Genomic DNA, 18,292 nt, shown 5'->3' on the forward strand with positions numbered 1-18,292 from the left:
GTTCCTCCCGTTACAGCAAGATGCTCATGGGGTTCTGCAGCAGGTCACGCAGATCCATCTCAAACTTGGCAACCACAGCGCCGTCCAGCGTGCGGTGATCCAGGGTGACGGACAGGCGCATGACCTTCCGGGCCTCCACGCCGCCCTCGGCATTCAGAGCCAGCTCATCCTCAATGGCGCACACGCCGATGATGCAGGAATCCGGCTGGTTGATGATGGGGGTGAAGGTCTCGATGCCGAACATGCCCAGGTTGGACACGGTGATGGTAGAACCCTTGTACTCGTCGGGAAGGAGCTTGTTCTCCTTGGCGCGGGAAGCCAGATCCTTGGCCGTAGCGGAGAGCTGATCCAGGCCCATCTTGTCGGCATCCCGGATCACGGGAGTGATCAGGCCGGCGTCCAGAGCCACGGCCATGCCGATGTTGACATGAGCGCGCTGGATGATCTGCTTGTTGGCCTCGTCGAAGCTCACCAGCATCTCCGGATGGCTGCGCAGGCACTTGGCAGTGGCCTTAAGCACCAGATCGTTGACAGAGTACTTCTTGCCGGTCTCCTCCAGCAGCATCTTGCGGAACTTCATCAGCTCGGTGACGTCCACCTTGATGTTCTGGGTGACGCAGGGGATCTCGGTGTGAGACTGCAGCATCCGCTCGGCAACCACCTTGCGCATACCGGTGAGCTTCACAACCGTGTCGCCCTCCATCAGCTCCACTCCGGCAGAAGGTGCCTTCTTCTCAGCAGGCGCGGCAGCGGGAGCGGCGGCAGGAGCAACAGCGGGAGCGGCATCCTTGGCAGCCAGGATGTCCTTGAGGACGATCCGGCCGGAGGGACCGCTGCCCACGATGTTGGAATAGTCGATCCCCAGGCTGGCCGCGGTCTTGCGGGCCAGGGGAGAAATGCGGATCCGGGCGCCGTTGGCGGCAGCCACGGGAGCGGGAGCAGCCGCGGCAGGAGCAGCGGCAGCAGGGGCAGCCTCAGCAGCGGGAGCGGCGGGGGCGGCAGCAGGAGCCGCATCGCCCACAGCCTCGCCGGGCTGACCGATGTAAGCAAGCAGGCCCTTGACGGGGACATCCTCCCCCTCCTGGGCAACGATCTTCAAAAGAACGCCGTCATGCTCGCTGACCACTTCGTTGGTGAGCTTGTCGGTGGTGATCTCCAGGATCACATCACCGGTCTTGACCTCGTCTCCCTCGTGCTTGATCCACTGAGAAACCGTGCCCTCCTCCATGGTCAGGCCCAGCTGAGGCATCAATACTTCATAAGCCATTTATTGTTACCTCCTCACTTGTTCAGAACACGCTTGACGGCCTTGACAATGTCGTCAGGATGGGGGAAGTTCTGATCTTCCAGCACGGGGCTGAAGGGAGAGACGATGTTCAGGCCGCACACGCGCTCCGCGGGAGCGTCCAGCTCGTCGAAGAGCTCCTCGGCGATCTGAGCGGAGATCTCGCCGGCATAGCTGCCGCGCTTGACTTCCTCGGACACCACGATGACGTTGTGGGTCTTGGACACAGAGGCCTTAATGGCTTCCCAGTCGATGGGCACCAGGGTGCGCAGATCCAGGACTTCCACATCAATGCCCTCAGCGGCCAGCTTCTCAGCGGCCTCCATGGAGAAGTTCACCTCACGGCTCCAGGTGATGATGGTCAGGTCCTTGCCCTCGCGCTTGACCTTGGCCTTGCCGATGGGGGTGAGATACTCCTCCTCGGGGATCTCCTCCTTCTTGGCATAGAGCAGCTTGTGCTCCAGCACGATGACGGGGTCGTCGTCCCGGATGGCGGACTTGATGAGGCCCTTGGCATCCTCAGCGGAGCAGGGAGCCACAACCTTCAGGCCGGGGAAGTGGCAGAAGAAGTTCTCCAGGGACTGGGAGTGCTGGCCGGCATTGCGGCGGCCGGAACCCATAGGAGCACGCAGCACCATGGGCACAGAGGCCTGGCCGCCGGTCATGTAGCGCATCTTGGCCGCCTGGTTCAGCAGAGGATCTGCCGCCACGGTGGCGAAGTCGTCATACATCAGCTCCACAACGGGACGCATACCACGCATAGCCGCACCCACGGCCATGCCGCAGAAGCCCTCTTCGGAGATCGGGGTATCGATCACGCGGTTGGGGCCGAACTCATCCAGAAAACCGGTGGTGATGGCAAACACGTTGCCCATCACAGCCATATCCTCGCCCATGATGAAGACCTTGTCATCCCGGACCATTTCCTCGTGCAGGCCTTCACGGATGGCTTTGCTGACCGTAATTTTCTTGCTCATCTTGCCACACACCTTTCGTTGTCAGTCGCGTACATATCGTCAGTTACTTCAGAGGGATCGGGATAGGGAGACTCGTCAGCGAACTTCACAGCCTCGTCCATCTCTTCCTTGGCGTCCGCCTTCATTTTCTCCAGCTCTTCGGCGGCGACGCCCATGTCCATGAGCTTCTTGCCCAGCTTCTCGATGCCGTCGTTGGCCAGAGCGTGCTCCATGTACTCAGCGGGGCGGTACACGGCGGGATCGCCGCAGTAGTGGCCCTGATAACGGTACACCTTGGCCTCCACAACATAGGGGCCCTCACCGCTGCGGGCGTGCTCCATGGCCTTGGTCATGGCAGCATACACAGCCTCGGGATCGGTACCGTCCACCACCGCGTAGGGAACGCCGTAAGCGGCAGCACGGGGAGCCAGATCCGGGGTGTTGGTGACCCGGTGGATCTCGGTGGAAACACCGTAGCAGTTGTTCTCAATGAACCACACCAGGGGCAGCTTCCAGGTGGCGGCCATGTTCAGGGCCTCATGGAAGGTGCCCTCGTTGGTGGAGCCGTCGCCGAAGCAGCCCACCGTCACGGAGTTGTCGCCCATGATCTTGGAGGCCAGGGCGCTGCCGGCGGAGATGGGCTGGCCGGCGCCCACGATGCCGTTGGCGCCCAGATGGTTCATCTTGGCCATATCGGCAATGTGCATGGAACCGCCCTTGCCCTTGCAATAGCCGGTCTTCTTGCCGAACAGCTCGGCCATGGCCAGCTTGGGATCGCCGCCGCGGGCGATGACATGGCCGTGGCCCCGGTGGGTGGAGGTGAAGTAGTCCTGGGGCTGGATAGCAGCAAACGCGCCCGCCTCAGCGGCTTCCTGACCGATGCTCAGATGGATGTTGCCGGCCAGCATGCCTTTGGTGAAGCATTCCGCCGCGTGCTCCTCAAACGCGCGGATCCGCACCATCGTGCGGTAGAATCCCAGCAGCATTTCCTTGGAGCAAGTCTCTTCGGAGGTTTTCTTCTTAGTTGCCAATGTATTCACGCCTTTCTATTCATGATCCATAAATATGTGAGGACAACTTGTTATGCCTGTCTGGGGGCAAACAGGGGAACTTCCAGCTCGTCGTCGAACTTCCGGCCCATGACCATCCCCTCGATCTCCGCGATCACCACGTCCACCGTCAAAAGCACCTTGGTGCCTTCCACCAGATGGCCGCCGTGGGCGTTGCCGTGCCGGTCACTCAGGCTGATGTGCACATGCAGGTTCGTGTTCCCCTCGTCGTCGTGGCAGATGATGCCGGCGGCACTGGTGAGCTCGATGGGGCCCGTCAGGTGCAGCGTCTCGCCGTAGCCGTAACCCGCCTTTTTGTCCGGCAGCTCCACCGGATTGCAGAACTGCACGCCGTTGAGGCTTCCGATGGCGCTGAGGATCACGCCGTTGTTGATGCCGCTCCGCCTGCAGGCCTCCTCCAGCCCCAGCAGGACATCCGTTCCGGGTTTCAGGCGGATCGCCACCACCCGCTTCAGGTTGCCCTGGGCCATTTCCATGATATCTTCCATGCCAGCCTCCTTAGCTTTCAAATTTTCCGCTATAAGTCAATGTGCTGGAATGCATCACAGAGAACGAAAGTCTCGGATCTGTCCGGAGGCCACTCCACAAGGTCGTGGGCCAGAACCGGGCGCATCCTCATCTTGTCGTCCCCTGAAAACGGAACATGATAAATACAGATGCTCTTGGTATTGAGCGTCCCCCGGAAAAACCGTCCCCGCCGCAACACGCTGAAAAACAGCGGGTTGACAAATACCGCCCGCAGCGGGATCTGCCGGATGGCGTCAAAGGTCTCCTGGGTGTAATCCACATCGGCGGTAAAGAGGATCTTCTTGTCGCCGAAGGTAATGAGATAGCACACATGATGGACATTCTGGAACTTCTTGTCCAAATGGCGGGTAGAAAAAGCCTGGACGGTGATGTCCGGCTCAATGCGGTAGGCGGCGTGATCCGTCTCCTTGGAGAGGAGCACACACTGGGTGCCGGTCTCCTTTAAATATTCCACCAAGCCACTCTTTTCCACCGTGCGTCCGTCCGGCATAAACAGGCCTTTCACAGGCCGGTGTTCCAGGAACTCCCGCACCATGCCGGGGGAAAAATGATCCGGATGGGCGTGGGAAAAGAGCAGGTAATCGATCTTCTCAAAGGGGGGCTCCCCCCGGAGCATCTCCTGCCACACAGAGGGACTCAGGCAGCTGAAAGGATGTCCCTCTCCGCCGTAGATGCCGTCCAGCATCAGCGTGCAGCCTTGGTACTGCAGCAGCAGTCCCGCGTTGGCAATGAGCGTGACGCGCAAGGTGGTTTCCATATGGGCTGAAATCTCCTCTTCGATTCTGATTTCTTTCGCGCAAAAAGGAGTCCGTGCGCCGCTGCGCCCGGAAAATCGCCCGCAGCCTTCGCCTCCCATTAGTCATCTTATGTCCGAAGCTCCTTTGTCTGTTTATTATCTTATTCACCCACATTCCAAATGTCAACTCGAAATATTCCTATCTTGCAATTTCGGTGTTTTTCATGGATTTGCGACGGTTTTTTGTGCACTATTCTAATGCCGTTCGGATTCTGTAAATTTCAGTTGATTTTCCATATCAGCTGTCGTAAGATGTCTGTAGGACACAACTCAATTTTGTGCGAATCGGGTGATCACATTGAACGGATTTCCCTCTTCCCTGTCCGAGCAGGCTGCCAGCCAGATTATGGACATGATCCTGGTGGAGCGCCGCTTTCAAACCGGAGATAAGCTTCCCAACGAGCTGCAGCTGGCCCAGGAACTGGGGATCAGCCGTGTGACGCTGCGGGAGGCCATCCGGATCCTATGTACCCGGGGCCTTGTGGAGATCAAGCGGGGCCGGGGCACCTACGTCACCGCCTATGAAGCGCCGGTCTCCAGTGCGGATCTCTCCCCCCTGGGCGCCGTGGCGGCCAGCCACCGGGATCTTCTGGAGATCCGCATGATGGTGGAGCCCTCCGCCGCCTATTACGCGGCGCTGCGTGCCTCTCAGGAGGAGATCAGGACCATCGACGACCTGCGTGCAAAGATCGAAGAACAGGTGGCCCACGGCCAGAACCCCCTGAAAACAGAGCAGGACTTTCACAACGCCATCGCCCTGGCCAGCCACAACCAGTTCATGACCAAGCTGATGCCCATCATCAGCAAGGCCATCTACACGGACATCACCTACTTTGAAGAGAGCATTACCTACTCCCTGCAGGATCACCGGGAAATCGTCCGGTTCATTCAGGCAGGCAACGCCAAAGCCGCCCGATCCAGCATGGAGCTGCATATCTTCCACGCCTATCAGATCTCCAATCTGCGGGTGGACTGAAGCAAACGCAAAAGGAGTGCCGGCAGTTTGCCGGCACTCCTTTTTTATTGATGATTCCCCGTGCACTACGCCATGCGGGAGAGCATCAAGATCACGCCGTAGAGGACACTTGCGGTGGTGCCGAAGACGATCACCGGCCCCGCCACCAGGAACATCCGGGCAGCCATACCGGTGACAAAGCCCTCGCTGCGGAAATCCAGTGCCGGGGAGACCACGGCATTGGCGAATCCGGTGATGGGCACCAGCGTCCCCGCTCCGCCGAAGCGGGCCAGCTTGTTATAGAGATTCAGGCCCGTTAGCAGCGCCGAAATGGCCACCAGGGTGCAGGAGGTGGCTGTGCCGGCGTCCTCCTGGGAAAGGCCCGCGGCCATCCATCCGTTTCGGATCAGCTGTCCCACCACGCAGATGGCCCCACCGATGGCAAAGGCCATCGCCGTGTCCCGGATCACCGGGGATTTCCGGGCCTTTCGGGCCACATAGGCCTGATACTCCTTTGGCGTCATATCCATTATGACCCCTCCTTTGGCAGTTTCCCACAGTCTTCCCATCCGGTGGAAAAGTATGCGCTCTTGCAATCCCGTGGCGAAGGCGGTACACTGGTGGAAATGCTTTTAAGCCGTTTAGGAGGATCCCGCCATGAAAACCCCCCTCAAGCCGTTGGGGCTGTATATCCACATTCCATTCTGCAAGCAAAAGTGCTGCTACTGCGATTTCTACTCCCTGTCCGGCCGGGAAGACCGCATGGACGCATACACCGACGCCCTGTGCGCCCACCTGTCTGAGACCGCCCCCTTTGCCTCCGGGCATCTGGTGGACACCGTGTACTTCGGCGGCGGCACGCCCAGCTATCTGGGGGAAAAGCGGCTGGTGCGGATCCTGAAACTGATCCGGAAAAAATACCACGTAGCCAAAGATGCGGAGATCACCCTGGAGGCCAACCCCGACTCCGCCGGGGACTGGAAGATGCTGCGCTCCCTGCGCCGGGCGGGATTCAACCGTCTGTCCCTGGGGATGCAGTCCGCCGACGACCAGGAACTGCGGGCCATCGGCCGCATCCACACCATGGAGCAGGTCCGGGCCGCGGTGGAGGCCGCCCGGAAGGCAAAGTTTGAAAATCTCTCTCTGGACCTCATCTACGGCCTGCCGGATCAGACGATGGAGCGCTGGCAGGAAACGCTCTCCGCTGCCGCCGCCCTGGACCCGGAGCACCTGTCCTGTTACGAGCTCAAGGTGGAGGAGGGAACGCCCCTTTATGCCCGGCGGGCGGAGACCAACCTCCCGGGAGACGAGGCCCAGGCGGACATGTACCTCTATACGGTGGATTTCCTCTCCCGCCTGGGCTATGCCCAGTATGAGATCTCCAACTTTGCAAAGCCCGGCTTCGCCTCCCGCCACAATCTCAAATATTGGACTCTGGGAGAGTATGCGGGCTTCGGCCCCGGTGCCCACTCGGATTTCGGCGGCGTGCGCTACGCCTACGAGCGGGATCTGAACGCCTACATCCAGGGTGTGAGCAGCCATGCGCCCATGCTTTCGGAAAGCGAGCGGATCCCTCCCAGGGACCGGGACACGGAGTGGGTGATGCTGGGCCTGCGGACGGTTCAGGGCCTGGACCCCAAAGAATTTGAAAGCCGCTTCCGCCGCCGCTTCCAGTGCTTCCTGCCCTTTTTGGAGCAGTGCCGGGCAGCGGGCTACGCCATGGAGGAGGCAGGCCGCTGGCACCTGACGCCCCGGGGGTTCCTGGTATCCAACCAGGTCATCGGCGGGATGCTGGACGCTCTGGCGGAGGACAAGCGCCGCCGGGCGGAGGCCGCCGCCCGCGGAGACTTCCGGATCGATTTGTAAATGCACCTGTTCCTTGGAAAAACAAGAAAAGCCCGCCCCTTTCAGGGCGGGCTTTCTGCTTTTGCCGTCTGTCGTTACCCACGGACATCGATGGCATTCACCGGGCAGCCGTTGGCCGCGTCCGTCACCCGGCTGCGCCGCTCCGGGGCGGGCTCTCCCACCACCTTGGACACGCTGCCCTGGATCCGGAACACCTCCGGCGCCGCCGCCGCGCACATACCGCAGCCGATACAGCGCGTCTCGTCGATCTGAATGGTCATATCGCCCTCACCGTCCTCTCATCCGCCGATCAGGAAGTCCAGCACATCCATGACCCCGTCCCCGCTGGCCCGGTAGAGCTCCGTATAGCCGCAGTTGGTACAGGAGACGGTGATAAAGCGCTTGTTCTGAATATCAAACAGTTTGGCGAAGTTTCCGCCGGTAGCCTGGAACTGGTCGTGGTCATAGTGACGGCAGCCGCACTTGGGGCAAACGTATTGGATCTGATCCATGGAAGCGCCTCCTTTTTGGTATCTGGAGTTATTTTAATATGTATATGCCCCTTTTGCAACCTCTTTCGGCGGAGGAACCTTTTGGCCGCACAGTCCGTCTTATCAGGAAACAGTCTCACTCCGGCATGAATTGTCACGGAAATGTCATTTACTTTTTTTCGGATCTGTGCTATGCTGAAAGGCGTTATGTAGACTTGATAACTGATAGGAGGCACGATATGAAACACATTCCGCAAAAGCTCCTTTCTTTGCTGCTGGTTCCGGTGCTGGCCTGCTCGCTGATGCTGCCGGCGGCGGCATCGGATGCCCTGGGAGAGGATCTCACCGCCCAGAACACCCTGCTCAACGAGGAAACCGAGCTCTCCACCAACGTCTTCTGGAGCACAGCCTACTCCGACCTGCGGACGGAAAACGTGGTCACCTACACCCCCAACAAGGATGTCACCCCCATCGTGACTTACGGCAATGTCCTTACCTCCCGCAATACTCCCTCCTCCATGGCTGCCAAGCTGGAGGCCCAGAGCTACCGGGTGGTGGCCGGCATCAACGGCGATTTTTACAATACCTCCACCGGTCTTCCCATCGGTATTGTCATCACCGAGGGTGAGCTGCGCAGCAGCGACGGCGGATACTATGCCATCGGCTTCCGGGCCGACGGCACCGCCGTCATCGGAAAGCCCGCAGTCAAGGTCTCCGCGGATCTGGGCTATGAGCTGCTCAACGACTACGGCACCCCCACGGAGGTAATCCGTTCGGTGACAGGTGTCAACAAGGCCCGTGTCTCCACCGGCGGCATCTACCTTTATACATATGACTTCAACGACCGCCACACCACCGGCAATACCGAGGCCGGTGTGGATGTGGTGTGCAACATTGAGGACGGTGCCCTCTCCATCGGCGACACATTGACGGTCACGGTGGAGCGGGTAGTGGAGGCCACCTCCGCCACAACCATCCAGCCGGGACAGATCGTCTTGTCCGCCAACCTGCTCTCCGGCGACTACTATGTCAATGCCCTGCGCCAGATCCCCGTGGGCTCCACCATCACCCTGGATGTCAGTGCTTCCAGCGAGGAGTGGAATGACGTGGAATACGCTGTGGGCGCCCTGTACTCCCTGGTGGAGAACGGCTCCGTGGTCTCCGGCCTGGCCGCCGGCGCCAACCCCCGCACCGCCATCGGCCAGAAGGCCGACGGGACGGTGGTATTCTACACCATCGACGGCCGCAAGTCCGGCCACTCCATCGGAGCTACCATGACCCAGGTGGCCCAGCGCATGGTGGAGCTGGGCTGCGTCAGCGCACTGTGCCTGGACGGCGGCGGCTCCACGGCCATGACCGTCACCGCGCCGGACACCACCTCCGCCAAGACCATCAACGTCCCCTCCGACGGGGGCGAGCGGGCCGTCACCAACCAGGTGTTCCTGGTGGCCACCAATGAATCCACCGGACGCCTGAGCCACTACTATGTCAAGGCGGACAATGCCTATGTCCTGGCCGGCAGCAAGGTGAACATCACCGCCTCCGCCGTGGACACCAACTACATCCCCATGGATCACGACTACGACCTGGATGCCTCCGACGGCGAGATGGACGGCAACGTCCTCACCACGCCTCACCGGGGCGGCGAAATCACCGTCACCGCCAGCGGCGGCGGCAAAAAGGGCTCCACCACGGTCTATGCCATCACGGAGCCGGATTCCATCTCCGTGAAGAACGGCTCCTCCGCCGTCACCTCACTGTCCGTGGCTCCCGGTGCCTCCGTGACCCTCACTGCCTCCGCCATGTACAACCACCTGGCCCTCAAGGCCGACCCTGAGGCCTTTACCTGGAAGGTCTCAGGCGGAATCGGCACCGTCAGTGAAAACGGCGTGTTCACTGCTACCGCCCCCGGCACCGGAACGCTGACGGTCTCCGCCGGCGGCAAGAGCACCTCCGTCACCATCACCGTCTCCAACCTGGCACTGCAGACCGTGGAGGACTTTGAAGGCTCCCCCACCATCTTCCAGGGAACCGGCAACGGTGCCGATCTGAGCCTGACTTCCGCCAGCGACTATGTGAAGCTGGGCCGCAGCGCCGCCAAGCTGGATTACACCCTGCTGGAATCCCTGAATTACGGCGCCGAGTGGCGTGCTTTTGCCGAAACGGACATCCCCACCATGTACACCAGTTTGAATATGTGGGTCTACGGCGACGGCTCCGGCAATAACCTCTATTTCTTCTACAGCAACGGCACCAAGACCTGGCTGAGCCAGCTCATCACCAAGCTGGACTTCACCGGCTGGAAGCAGATCTCCGTCCCCATCACCTCGGAGCATTTTGAGATCCAGGGCCTGAATGTCAGCGCCGGCTCCACCACGCAGGTGGATGACGGCCTGGGCGGCACCCTCTCCGGCGTGCCTACCACTCCCACCAAGGGCACCATCTACATTGACCATATCGTGGCCTCCTTCAACAACACCGTGGACACCACCGTGCCCTCTGTTACCGTCAAGGCCGACGGCACCGCCCTCACCGCCACCATCTCCGATGCGGTGGACGGCGTGCTGCCCCAGTCCTCCATTACGGTGACCTGGGACGGCAAGGCCCAGTCCTTCAACTACAATGCCCAGACCGGCGTCCTCTCCACCCCCATCATTTCCGACGGCAAGCCCCACCGCCTCACCGTCACCGCCCGGGACGCCTCCGGCAACATCGGCCGCGCCTCCTATGACGTGCCTGCCGGTGCCGACTGGAAGCCCTCCTTCACGGATACCCAGAACTACTGGGGCGCCACCTACGTGGATTACCTCTACACCGCCGGTATCACCACCGGCTATGACGACGGCACCTTCCGCCCCAACCAGAACATCACCCGGGCCCAGTTCTCCGTGATGCTCTTCCGGTATCTGGGGCTCAATGAGGCCGACTATGCCGGCGTCACCCTTCCCTTTGCGGACAACGCCTCTATCCCGGCGTACGCGGTACCTGCCATCCAGGCACTGTACAGCGAGGGCATCATCAACGGCTCCACCGGCTCTGACGGTCGGCTCTACTTCAATCCCGGCGCCAGCCTCACCCGGGCCCAGGCCGCCACCATGATCGGCCGCACCCAGCAGAAGGGCTATGCCACAGCGGCCCTGACCTTCACCGATGCCGCCTCCATCCCCGCCTACGCCACCTACTACATCCAGACTATGGTGGCCCAGGGAGTCATCAGCGGCTATACGGACGGCACGTTCCTGCCCAACGCCTACATCACCCGGGGCCAGATGGCCAAGATCCTCTACAACCTCATGTGAGATCGGGCGCTCCCCGGGCACAAAAAGACAGGGATCGGCAAATTGCCGATCCCTGTCTTTTCTATATGCCACACGCCGAACCATGCACGCATTAAAAACAATGGCTCGCAAAAAAGTGCCGGGTGTGTAACTTTCCCCGCTCTCAGACCGTAAAGCCGCCGTCGGCGGTGAGGATCTGCCCTGTGATGAAAGAGGCCTTCTCTGAGGCCAAAAATACCACTGCCTGGGCCACATCCTCCGGCGTTCCCAGCCGTCCCAAAGGGGTCTCCTGAGCCAGCATGGAGCAGGTCTCCTCTCCCAGCTCTTTGAGCATGTCCGTCTGGATACACCCCGGAGCCACGGCATTGACCCGGATGCCGGAGGGTGCCAGTTCCAGTGCCAGGGAGCGGGTGAGGCCCACAATGGCCGCCTTGGTGCAGGCGTAGGCCACCTCGCAGGAGGCACCCCGCAGCCCCCACATGGAGGAAATGTTCACGATGCATCCCCGCTGCTGGGAGATCATCCGGGGCAGCACCGCCAAAATGGCATTGCGGGCGCCTCCCACATTGACGGCAAAGCTCCGCTCCCACTGCGCGTCCGTCAGATCCTGAAACAGCCCCTGGTAGGAGATGCCCGCATTGTTCACCAGCAAAGAGATGGGGCCCAACTCCGCCTCCGCGGCCCGGACCATCTTTGCTGCCTGGGCCCGATCCGCCACATCGCCGGCTACGGCCACAGCGTCGCACCCTGCCTCCCGGATGGCGGCCGCCAGCTCTTCCGCCTCCCGGCCATGGGTGTGGTAATTGATCCCCACGCACCACCCCTCCCGGGCAAGCTCCCAGGCGATGGCACGTCCGATCCCCCGGGATGCCCCGGTCACCAGTGCCGCTTTTCTCATGTGCCGTTCCCCCTCTTCGGATGTTTTACGCCAGTGTAACAAAATTTTTGGACGGATGCAAGAAAAGTGTTGACAAAACCGTTTTCTTCGTGTATCTTATATTTGTTCGCTTCGGACGATTAGCTCAGCTGGCTAGAGCACCTGCTTGACGTGCAGGGGGTCACAGGTTCGAGTCCTGTATCGTCCACCAAAAAGAGCGCCTGCAATAGCGGGTGCTTTTTTATTTTCTTTTTTTCGGGAATAGAAAACAGCAGGGAGGGCCGGCAGAACTGCCGGCCCTCCCTGTGTTTATGCGCTCTCCGAGCCTCTTATTTCACCGCTGGAGGAAGTCCCGCCGCCCGGAGGGCACTGTCAAAGGCGCCGCCCCGGTAGCAGAACACCAGCGTCCGCACCTGGTCATGGCCCAGGTCGATGACGTCGCCGTTTCCGGTGGGATCGCTGCCGTCCCCCTGGATGATCCCCGCGTTCATCAGCAGCTCCACCGTGGGCCGGAACGTCTCCGGCACTTCCTTCAAATATTGATACCGCACATCCGGTTCCTCCAATCTTGCCTTGAATTCCGCCCACTTGTCAGCGGAGATAAGATAGCTGGGGCAGTGCTTGCCCGTCACATCGAAGTGACGGTACACATTTTCCAGGGGGATGTGATACCGCTCCATCAGCTCCCGGCCCAGGGCCGCCCCATTGGCCAGGGTGGCCTCGCTGGCCTGATACACCCCGTTGCGGACGGTGTCGCACAGTTCAATGGACAACGAGTTGGTATTGGTGATCCTGCCATACATGGTCCCCCCGCCGGTCAGATCCGCATTGGCGTATTTTTTGCCGCCTACCGCCCAGGCCGCACGCAGCTCCGGCACGGAGCGGTACACGCAGGTATCATCCACAAAATAGTGGGCGCTGGCCTGCACCACATGGGTCTGGAAATAGGCGGCATTGCTGGCCGCCCGATCCCCGTCGTTTCCGGTGTAGTGATACACCAGATATTTGATCTGGCTGGCTTTCCGGGATCCGCCATAGTTCCCGGGGTTGGCCAGCTGCTCAATCAGCTTATACATTGTCCTTGACTTCCGGCAAGCCGGCCACACTGGTCAGCAGGGACAGCAGGCCCGCCAAAGCAGAGGCGGAGATCACCATGATCCAGTTCACCTCTCCCAGCGCCGCCGCGGTGCCGATGGTGGCTGCCGCCGTTTGAGCCACCGTTTTGACGGCCCGGACTGCCGCGGCCTTGATCCACGTTCTGGTCTTTCCGCTCATATCAGCCCTCCTCCATGATTTTTATTTGTGATATGCCTCCAGGTCGGAGATCCGGTGGTTGATGACCTTGATCTGCTCCTCCACCACCGGGACACGCTGGGCGAAATGGTTGTGCTCCCGCACCTCCCGGGTCAGCTCCTCCACCTTGGTGTCCGTCACCGCCTGATGGCGATTGTTGGAAATAATGACTCCCAGCAGCGTCACGCCGCCGGAGAGCAGTGCCGTCAGGATATTCTCCATCACAGCCCGTCATCTTCCTCCGGCGCCGCGCCCAGATCCTCCCAGAAGGTTTCGGTGCCCGTTTCTCCAGGCGGATAGGGATTGTTGTCCTGTGTGGACTTCCACAGATGTCCATTCTTCAAGCACACCTCGCCGCTCATCCAAAGACCGCTGGTGCCGTTGGGCGCCGTATACTGCTTGGCAGCCGCGGGATCCTTGGTGTGGGTAATGCTCCAAAGAGCCGGTGTGTTGGAGGGGAGCTCCCCGGGATAATTGGCCGCGTTGTGGGGGGTAATCAGGGTAAAGACCTGGCGCTCCCCGTCCACTTCCTCCCAGACAGGCGCACCCACCGGCCAGAGGGAGTAATCCTTCTGTGGGTCATATTGGGGGATGGCCTCCTCCCGGGCAATGAGCGCCGTACCATCCAGGGAAGCTGCCTGGCTGCGCAGACTGGCAGCGTCTGCGGCGCCCTTGGCCCGCATGGCCTCATTGGCCAGCTCATACACTTCACTCACCGCTCTCCACCCCCTCCCGATAGGCGGCCATCAGGCCGTCCTCTTTCTCCTGGGCCTCCAGTTCTACCTGGGCTGCCTGCGCCTGGGCCGCCTCTGCCTGCTGGGCCAGGGTATCCGCCTGGGCCTGCAGCTGGGCCATCTGAGTCTGGTAGCCGCTGACGTCTCCCAGATATTGAGACTGCACCTGCAGTTCCACGGTATAGCTGCGGGTGGCGCTGTCATAGGTGATGCGCACCACATCAAAGCTGTACCCCTCCGGCAGGCCTGTCTCCTCTGGGCGGTCCGAGCGCAGATGCTCCACCGCGGGCTTTTCCCAGGAGATGGCCTCGATCTGGGGGAGTTCTGCAAACTCCCGCTCAATGACCACTTTGTAGCGGCCGTTGGCACTTCCCCGCAGAATCAGTCCGGCCGTGACGCCGTTGATCCTCCAGGTCTGTCCGTAAAGACTCATGATTGTTCCTCCTCTCATGATCATGATTGGGAGCTCCCGCCGGGTCCCGATGGTCCCAGGGCGGGGCCGCTCCTGATAAACGGCCCCGAGCCGCCTCTCTTGCACAGATTCGTGCAAGCAGAGGCAAAATTTTTATATAAAAAACGGACATCCCTGAGGATGTCCGTTTTTCTCCCGCAAAGGTCTCGCAGCTTTCTGCCAAAACAAAAAAATCGTCGCAGGCGAATGATCGCCTGCGACGAGCTGGAGCGGCTGATGGGAGTCGAACCCACCTATGCAGCTTGGGAAGCTGCCGTTCTACCGATGAACTACAGCCGCATCTTTTGAAGTCGAAGTGTATTATAGCAAAACTTTTCCGCTTTTGCAACAAGAAAAATGGCGAACTCTTCTGTGGGGCTTCCCGCAGGGGCATGAACGTCCCATTTCTCTCATAAGATGAGCCAACGGGAAAAGGAGGATCGCCATGAAAAAACTGTTGGCCCTGGTGTGCGCGGTGCTGTGTCTCACCGTCAACGTGGGAGCGCTGGACCTTTCGGCGCCCTCGGCGCTGCTGATGGAAAAGGAGACGGGCACCGTACTCTTTGCCAAAAACGAACACGAAAAGCTGGAACCGGCCAGCGTCACGAAAATTATGACGCTGCTTTTGACCATGGAAGCCATTGACTCCGGACAGCTCCACTACGACGACGTGATCACCGCCTCGGCCCACGCCTGTTCCATGGGCGGCTCCCAGATCTGGCTGAAGGAAAACGAACAGATGACGGTCTCGGATATGCTCAAAGCCGTGTGTGTAGTCTCCGCCAACGACTGCGCCGTGGCACTGGCGGAGGCGGTGGCCGGCAGTGAGGAGGCTTTCGTGGAGCGGATGAACCAGCGGGCGTCGGAGCTGGGCATGAACGACACCACCTTCAAAAATGCCACCGGGCTGCCCGCCCAGGGCCATGTCACCTCCGCCTATGACATCGCCCTCATGAGCCGGGAGCTGATTTTGCATCACCCGGACATCCGCCAGTACACCACCATCTGGATGGATACGCTGCGGGACGGCGCCTCCCAGCTGGCGAACACCAACCGGCTCATCCGCTTCTACAACGGCGCAACAGGCCTGAAGACCGGCTCCACCGACTCCGCCCTCTACTGCCTCTCCGGCACGGCGGAGCGGGATGGCATGGAGCTCATCTCCGTGATCCTCAAGGCCCCCACCTCCGCCCAGCGCTTTGAGGATGCCCAGGCGCTTTTGAACATGGGCTTTTCCACCTACACCCTGATCCACGCCGTTCCGGAGACCCCTCTGGCGCCGGTGCCGGTGTCTCTGGGCACTCAGGCCACCGTGCAGCCGGTGGTGGGTGAGGGCGGTACCCTGGTGCTGGAAAAGGCCCTGGCAGCGGGGCTCACCCAAACCATCACCCTGGCGGAGTCCGTGGAAGCCCCGGTGGCCGCCGGAGACCAGCTGGGCACCCTGCAGCTTTTCAGCGGGGAGACCCCCGTGGCGGAACTTCCTCTGCTGGCAGGGGAAGACGTCCCCCGGATCACATACCGCGAGATGTTCTCCCGGGTACTGCGCACCGCCTTTCTCTGCGCCGGCGCGCCAAGCCAGCAGTGAGTGCCTTTCTGGAAACTTTTTCCGCTTTCCATCCCGGAGCGACGCTTTTCTCTTGCCCACCGGGCGGCGGGATGCTATACTGTTGTCGCAGAAAAAATTTCCGGGCGGCCTGAAGCCGCCCAATACAAAAGAAGGGACGATCTCTTATGCTGAACGTCAAGCTTTTTCATATGAAGTCCTTCCTGCCCATGCCCTATGAGGAGGCGCTGGCTCCCCGTCTGAAGATTGCCCACGACAAGCTGCAAAACGGCAGCGGCGCCGGCGGCGACTTCACCGGATGGGTTCACCTGCCCAGGGACTACGACAAGGAGGAGTTTGCCCGCATCAAGGCGGCCGCTGCCCGGATCCAGTCCAACTCCCAGGCGTTGGTGGTCATCGGCATCGGCGGATCCTATCTGGGCGCCCGGGGCGTCATCGAGTGCCTGTGCTCCCCCAACTATAACCTTAAGAAGAAGAACACCCCCAACATCTACTTCGTGGGCAACGGCCTCTCTGCTGACTCCATGCAGGAGGTGTTGGATCTGCTGGAAGGCGTGGACTTTACCGTAAACGTCATCTCCAAGTCCGGCACCACCACCGAGCCCGCCGTGGCCTTCCGCTTCTTCCGGGAAGCCCTGGAGAAGAAGTACGGCAAGGACGGTGCCCGGCAGCGCATTATCGCCACCACGGATAAGGCCCGGGGCGCCCTCAAATCCCTGGCCGACGCCGAGGGGTGGGAGACCTTCGTGGTGCCCGACGACGTGGGCGGGCGGTACAGCGTGCTCACCGCCGTGGGCCTGCTGCCCATCGCCGTGGCCGGCGTGGACATCGACGAGCTGATGGCCGGAGCCGCCCGGATGATGGAGCGCTGCGGCGTCACGGGCTTCGACTGCCCCGCCTGGCAGTACGCCGCCATTCGCTATGAGCTCTACCGCTCCGGCCGTTCTGTGGAACTGCTGGCCTGCTACGATCCCGCTTTCCGCTTCATGGCCGAGTGGTGGAAGCAGCTCTACGGCGAGAGCGAGGGCAAGGACGGCAAGGGCCTGTTCCCTGCCAGCGTGGAATTTACCGCGGATCTGCACTCCATGGGCCAGTACATCCAGCAGGGCAAGCGTCTGATGTTTGAGACGGTGGTGCGCCTGGGTGCTTCCAGGTGCCGGCTGGCTGTGCCCCGGGACGAAGCCGACGGCGACGGCCTGAACTTCCTGGCTGGGGCGGACATGGACTTCATCCGGGACCGCGCCATGGAGGGCACCCTTCTGGCCCACACCGAGGGCGGCGTTCCCAATGTCATCGTGGAGACCGACGGCAAGTCCGCCGGTGATCTGGGCGAGCTCATCTACTTCTTTGAGTATTCCTGCGGCCTGTCCGGATATCTGCTGGATGTGAACCCCTTTGACCAGCCCGGTGTGGAGGCCTACAAGAAGAACATGTTTGCCCTGCTGGGCAAGCCCGGCTACGAGGACCGCAAGGCCGAGCTGGAGGCCAAGCTGGCACAATAAACAGCACTGCCTGCCGGAGGATTTCCTCCGGCAGGCAGTCTTGTTTTTCCGGTCTCCAAAAACTGTCAATGACCAATATGAACAAAGTTTGAAAGTTCATTTTTGCATTGTATTTTACAGGATTGTATGATAAGATTTAATCAGCAAACTCCCCCTCCCCCAGCAATTTAAAAGAACAGGAGTGATTCAATATGGTCAGATTAATTATGGGCGTCAAGGGTTCCGGCAAGACCAAGCAGCTCATCGAACTGATCAACAATGCGGCGAAGGACGAGCCCGGCAACGTGGTTTGCATCGAGGCCAACCGCAATATGACGTATGACATCCACTACCACATCCGCCTGATCGACGCCCAGGAGTACAAGCTCAACAGCTACGATCTCTTCCGCGGCTTCATCAGCGGCCTGTATGCAGGCAATTATGATATCTCCCACGTGTTCATCGACAATCTGTGCAAAACCGTGGGTGCCGAGGTCGGCAAGGATACCGAGAGCTTCCTCAACTGGCTGGATGCCTTCGGCGAAAAGAACGGCATCAAGTTCACCGTCACCATCAGCGCGGACAAGTCCGTTGCCACCGACGGGATGCAGCGCTATCTGTAAGATTTGAAAATACCAGGGGAGAGGCCTCCGGCCTCTCCCCTTTTTGGCGTCTTTCGGACTTTGCC

General features: G+C 60.7%; 20 protein-coding genes and 2 tRNA genes. 7 read left to right on the forward strand and 15 right to left on the reverse strand.

What is annotated here, in order from left to right; all coding sequences use genetic code 11:
- Positions 1-10 precede the first annotated feature (10 nt).
- The 5 genes from ACT67G_RS00085 to ACT67G_RS00105 all read right to left on the reverse strand — a co-directional run bounded on the left by ACT67G_RS00085 (position 11) and on the right by ACT67G_RS00105 (position 4,596).
- Positions 11-1,267 (reverse strand): dihydrolipoamide acetyltransferase family protein, encoded by a 1,257-nt coding sequence (locus tag ACT67G_RS00085; protein ID WP_443662576.1) that lies wholly within the window; start codon positions 1,265-1,267, stop codon positions 11-13.
- A 14-nt stretch (positions 1,268-1,281) separates the two neighbouring features.
- On the reverse strand, positions 1,282-2,262 hold the full coding sequence (locus tag ACT67G_RS00090; protein ID WP_443662577.1) for an alpha-ketoacid dehydrogenase subunit beta: 981 nt from the start codon (positions 2,260-2,262) through the stop codon (positions 1,282-1,284).
- On the reverse strand, positions 2,259-3,227 hold the full coding sequence (locus ACT67G_RS00095) for a thiamine pyrophosphate-dependent dehydrogenase E1 component subunit alpha (RefSeq protein ID WP_443662631.1): 969 nt from the start codon (positions 3,225-3,227) through the stop codon (positions 2,259-2,261). Before ACT67G_RS00095 ends, ACT67G_RS00090 begins: the two co-directional genes overlap by 4 nt.
- A gap of 95 nt (positions 3,228-3,322) precedes the next feature.
- Positions 3,323-3,799: a PPC domain-containing DNA-binding protein gene (locus tag ACT67G_RS00100; protein WP_325245728.1), complete on the reverse strand. Its 477-nt coding sequence runs from the start codon at positions 3,797-3,799 to the stop codon at positions 3,323-3,325.
- 29 nt (positions 3,800-3,828) lie between these two features.
- Positions 3,829-4,596: an MBL fold metallo-hydrolase gene (locus tag ACT67G_RS00105; RefSeq protein WP_325245726.1), complete on the reverse strand. Its 768-nt coding sequence runs from the start codon at positions 4,594-4,596 to the stop codon at positions 3,829-3,831.
- 337 nt (positions 4,597-4,933) lie between these two features.
- On the opposite strand from ACT67G_RS00105, the gene ACT67G_RS00110 reads away from it, so the two are divergent.
- A complete protein-coding gene (locus tag ACT67G_RS00110) occupies positions 4,934-5,611 on the forward strand; it encodes a FadR/GntR family transcriptional regulator (RefSeq protein ID WP_325245724.1) in 678 nt (225 codons plus the stop codon).
- A 65-nt stretch (positions 5,612-5,676) separates the two neighbouring features.
- Here the strand turns inward: ACT67G_RS00110 and spoVAC are convergent, their stop codons facing one another.
- Positions 5,677-6,120 (reverse strand): stage V sporulation protein AC, encoded by a 444-nt coding sequence (gene spoVAC, locus ACT67G_RS00115; RefSeq protein ID WP_325245722.1) that lies wholly within the window; start codon positions 6,118-6,120, stop codon positions 5,677-5,679.
- A 127-nt stretch (positions 6,121-6,247) separates the two neighbouring features.
- Between spoVAC and hemW the strand changes: the two genes are divergently transcribed.
- Positions 6,248-7,456 carry a radical SAM family heme chaperone HemW gene (gene hemW, locus ACT67G_RS00120; protein ID WP_443662578.1) on the forward strand — a complete coding sequence of 403 codons (1,209 nt, stop codon included), beginning with the start codon at positions 6,248-6,250 and terminating at the stop codon, positions 7,454-7,456.
- 74 nt (positions 7,457-7,530) lie between these two features.
- On the opposite strand, the gene ACT67G_RS00125 is transcribed toward hemW, so the two are convergent.
- Together ACT67G_RS00125 and ACT67G_RS00130 are read right to left on the reverse strand one after the other, a co-directional pair.
- Positions 7,531-7,716 (reverse strand): ferredoxin, encoded by a 186-nt coding sequence (locus ACT67G_RS00125; RefSeq protein WP_443662579.1) that lies wholly within the window; start codon positions 7,714-7,716, stop codon positions 7,531-7,533.
- Positions 7,717-7,734: 18 nt separating this feature from the next.
- A complete protein-coding gene (locus ACT67G_RS00130) occupies positions 7,735-7,947 on the reverse strand; it encodes a zinc ribbon domain-containing protein (protein ID WP_325245716.1) in 213 nt (70 codons plus the stop codon).
- A 218-nt stretch (positions 7,948-8,165) separates the two neighbouring features.
- Here ACT67G_RS00130 and ACT67G_RS00135 point away from each other — a divergent pair, with 218 nt between their 5' ends.
- Positions 8,166-11,225, forward strand: coding sequence for an S-layer homology domain-containing protein (locus ACT67G_RS00135; protein ID WP_443662580.1), 3,060 nt, complete (start codon positions 8,166-8,168; stop codon positions 11,223-11,225).
- A gap of 142 nt (positions 11,226-11,367) precedes the next feature.
- Here ACT67G_RS00135 and ymfI read toward each other — a convergent pair whose 3' ends face one another.
- Positions 11,368-12,102: an elongation factor P 5-aminopentanone reductase gene (gene ymfI / locus ACT67G_RS00140; RefSeq protein ID WP_443662581.1), complete on the reverse strand. Its 735-nt coding sequence runs from the start codon at positions 12,100-12,102 to the stop codon at positions 11,368-11,370.
- Positions 12,103-12,215: 113 nt separating this feature from the next.
- On the opposite strand from ymfI, the gene ACT67G_RS00145 reads away from it, so the two are divergent.
- Positions 12,216-12,292 (forward strand) — tRNA-Val (locus ACT67G_RS00145).
- A 118-nt stretch (positions 12,293-12,410) separates the two neighbouring features.
- On the opposite strand, the gene ACT67G_RS00150 is transcribed toward ACT67G_RS00145, so the two are convergent.
- The 6 genes from ACT67G_RS00150 to ACT67G_RS00175 form a co-directional block, all read right to left on the reverse strand.
- Positions 12,411-13,157: a peptidoglycan recognition protein family protein gene (locus ACT67G_RS00150; protein WP_325245710.1), complete on the reverse strand. Its 747-nt coding sequence runs from the start codon at positions 13,155-13,157 to the stop codon at positions 12,411-12,413.
- Positions 13,150-13,356, reverse strand: a complete 207-nt coding sequence (locus ACT67G_RS00155) for a holin (RefSeq protein WP_325245708.1) — start codon at positions 13,354-13,356, stop codon at positions 13,150-13,152. The genes ACT67G_RS00150 and ACT67G_RS00155 overlap by 8 nt, the downstream gene beginning before the upstream one ends.
- A gap of 21 nt (positions 13,357-13,377) precedes the next feature.
- A complete protein-coding gene (locus ACT67G_RS00160; protein ID WP_325245756.1) occupies positions 13,378-13,596 on the reverse strand; it encodes a hypothetical protein in 219 nt (72 codons plus the stop codon).
- Entirely contained in the window at positions 13,596-14,090 is a 495-nt protein-coding gene (locus ACT67G_RS00165) for a hypothetical protein (protein WP_443662582.1), read from the reverse strand. Before ACT67G_RS00165 ends, ACT67G_RS00160 begins: the two co-directional genes overlap by 1 nt.
- Positions 14,083-14,541 carry a hypothetical protein gene (locus ACT67G_RS00170; RefSeq protein ID WP_443662583.1) on the reverse strand — a complete coding sequence of 153 codons (459 nt, stop codon included), beginning with the start codon at positions 14,539-14,541 and terminating at the stop codon, positions 14,083-14,085. The genes ACT67G_RS00165 and ACT67G_RS00170 overlap by 8 nt, the downstream gene beginning before the upstream one ends.
- Before the next feature lie 244 nt (positions 14,542-14,785).
- A tRNA-Gly gene (locus ACT67G_RS00175) sits at positions 14,786-14,859 on the reverse strand.
- Positions 14,860-15,004: 145 nt separating this feature from the next.
- Between ACT67G_RS00175 and ACT67G_RS00180 the strand changes: the two genes are divergently transcribed.
- The 3 genes from ACT67G_RS00180 (at position 15,005) to ACT67G_RS00190 (ending at position 18,227) form a co-directional block, all read left to right on the forward strand.
- Entirely contained in the window at positions 15,005-16,144 is a 1,140-nt protein-coding gene (locus tag ACT67G_RS00180) for a D-alanyl-D-alanine carboxypeptidase family protein (protein ID WP_443662584.1), read from the forward strand.
- 146 nt (positions 16,145-16,290) lie between these two features.
- Positions 16,291-17,625 carry a glucose-6-phosphate isomerase gene (locus ACT67G_RS00185; protein ID WP_325245700.1) on the forward strand — a complete coding sequence of 445 codons (1,335 nt, stop codon included), beginning with the start codon at positions 16,291-16,293 and terminating at the stop codon, positions 17,623-17,625.
- A gap of 191 nt (positions 17,626-17,816) precedes the next feature.
- Positions 17,817-18,227 carry a hypothetical protein gene (locus tag ACT67G_RS00190; RefSeq protein ID WP_443662585.1) on the forward strand — a complete coding sequence of 137 codons (411 nt, stop codon included), beginning with the start codon at positions 17,817-17,819 and terminating at the stop codon, positions 18,225-18,227.
- Positions 18,228-18,292 lie beyond the last annotated feature (65 nt).

It is taken from the genome of Dysosmobacter sp., assembly GCF_052306735.1.
Lineage (GTDB): Bacteria > Bacillota > Clostridia > Oscillospirales > Oscillospiraceae > Oscillibacter.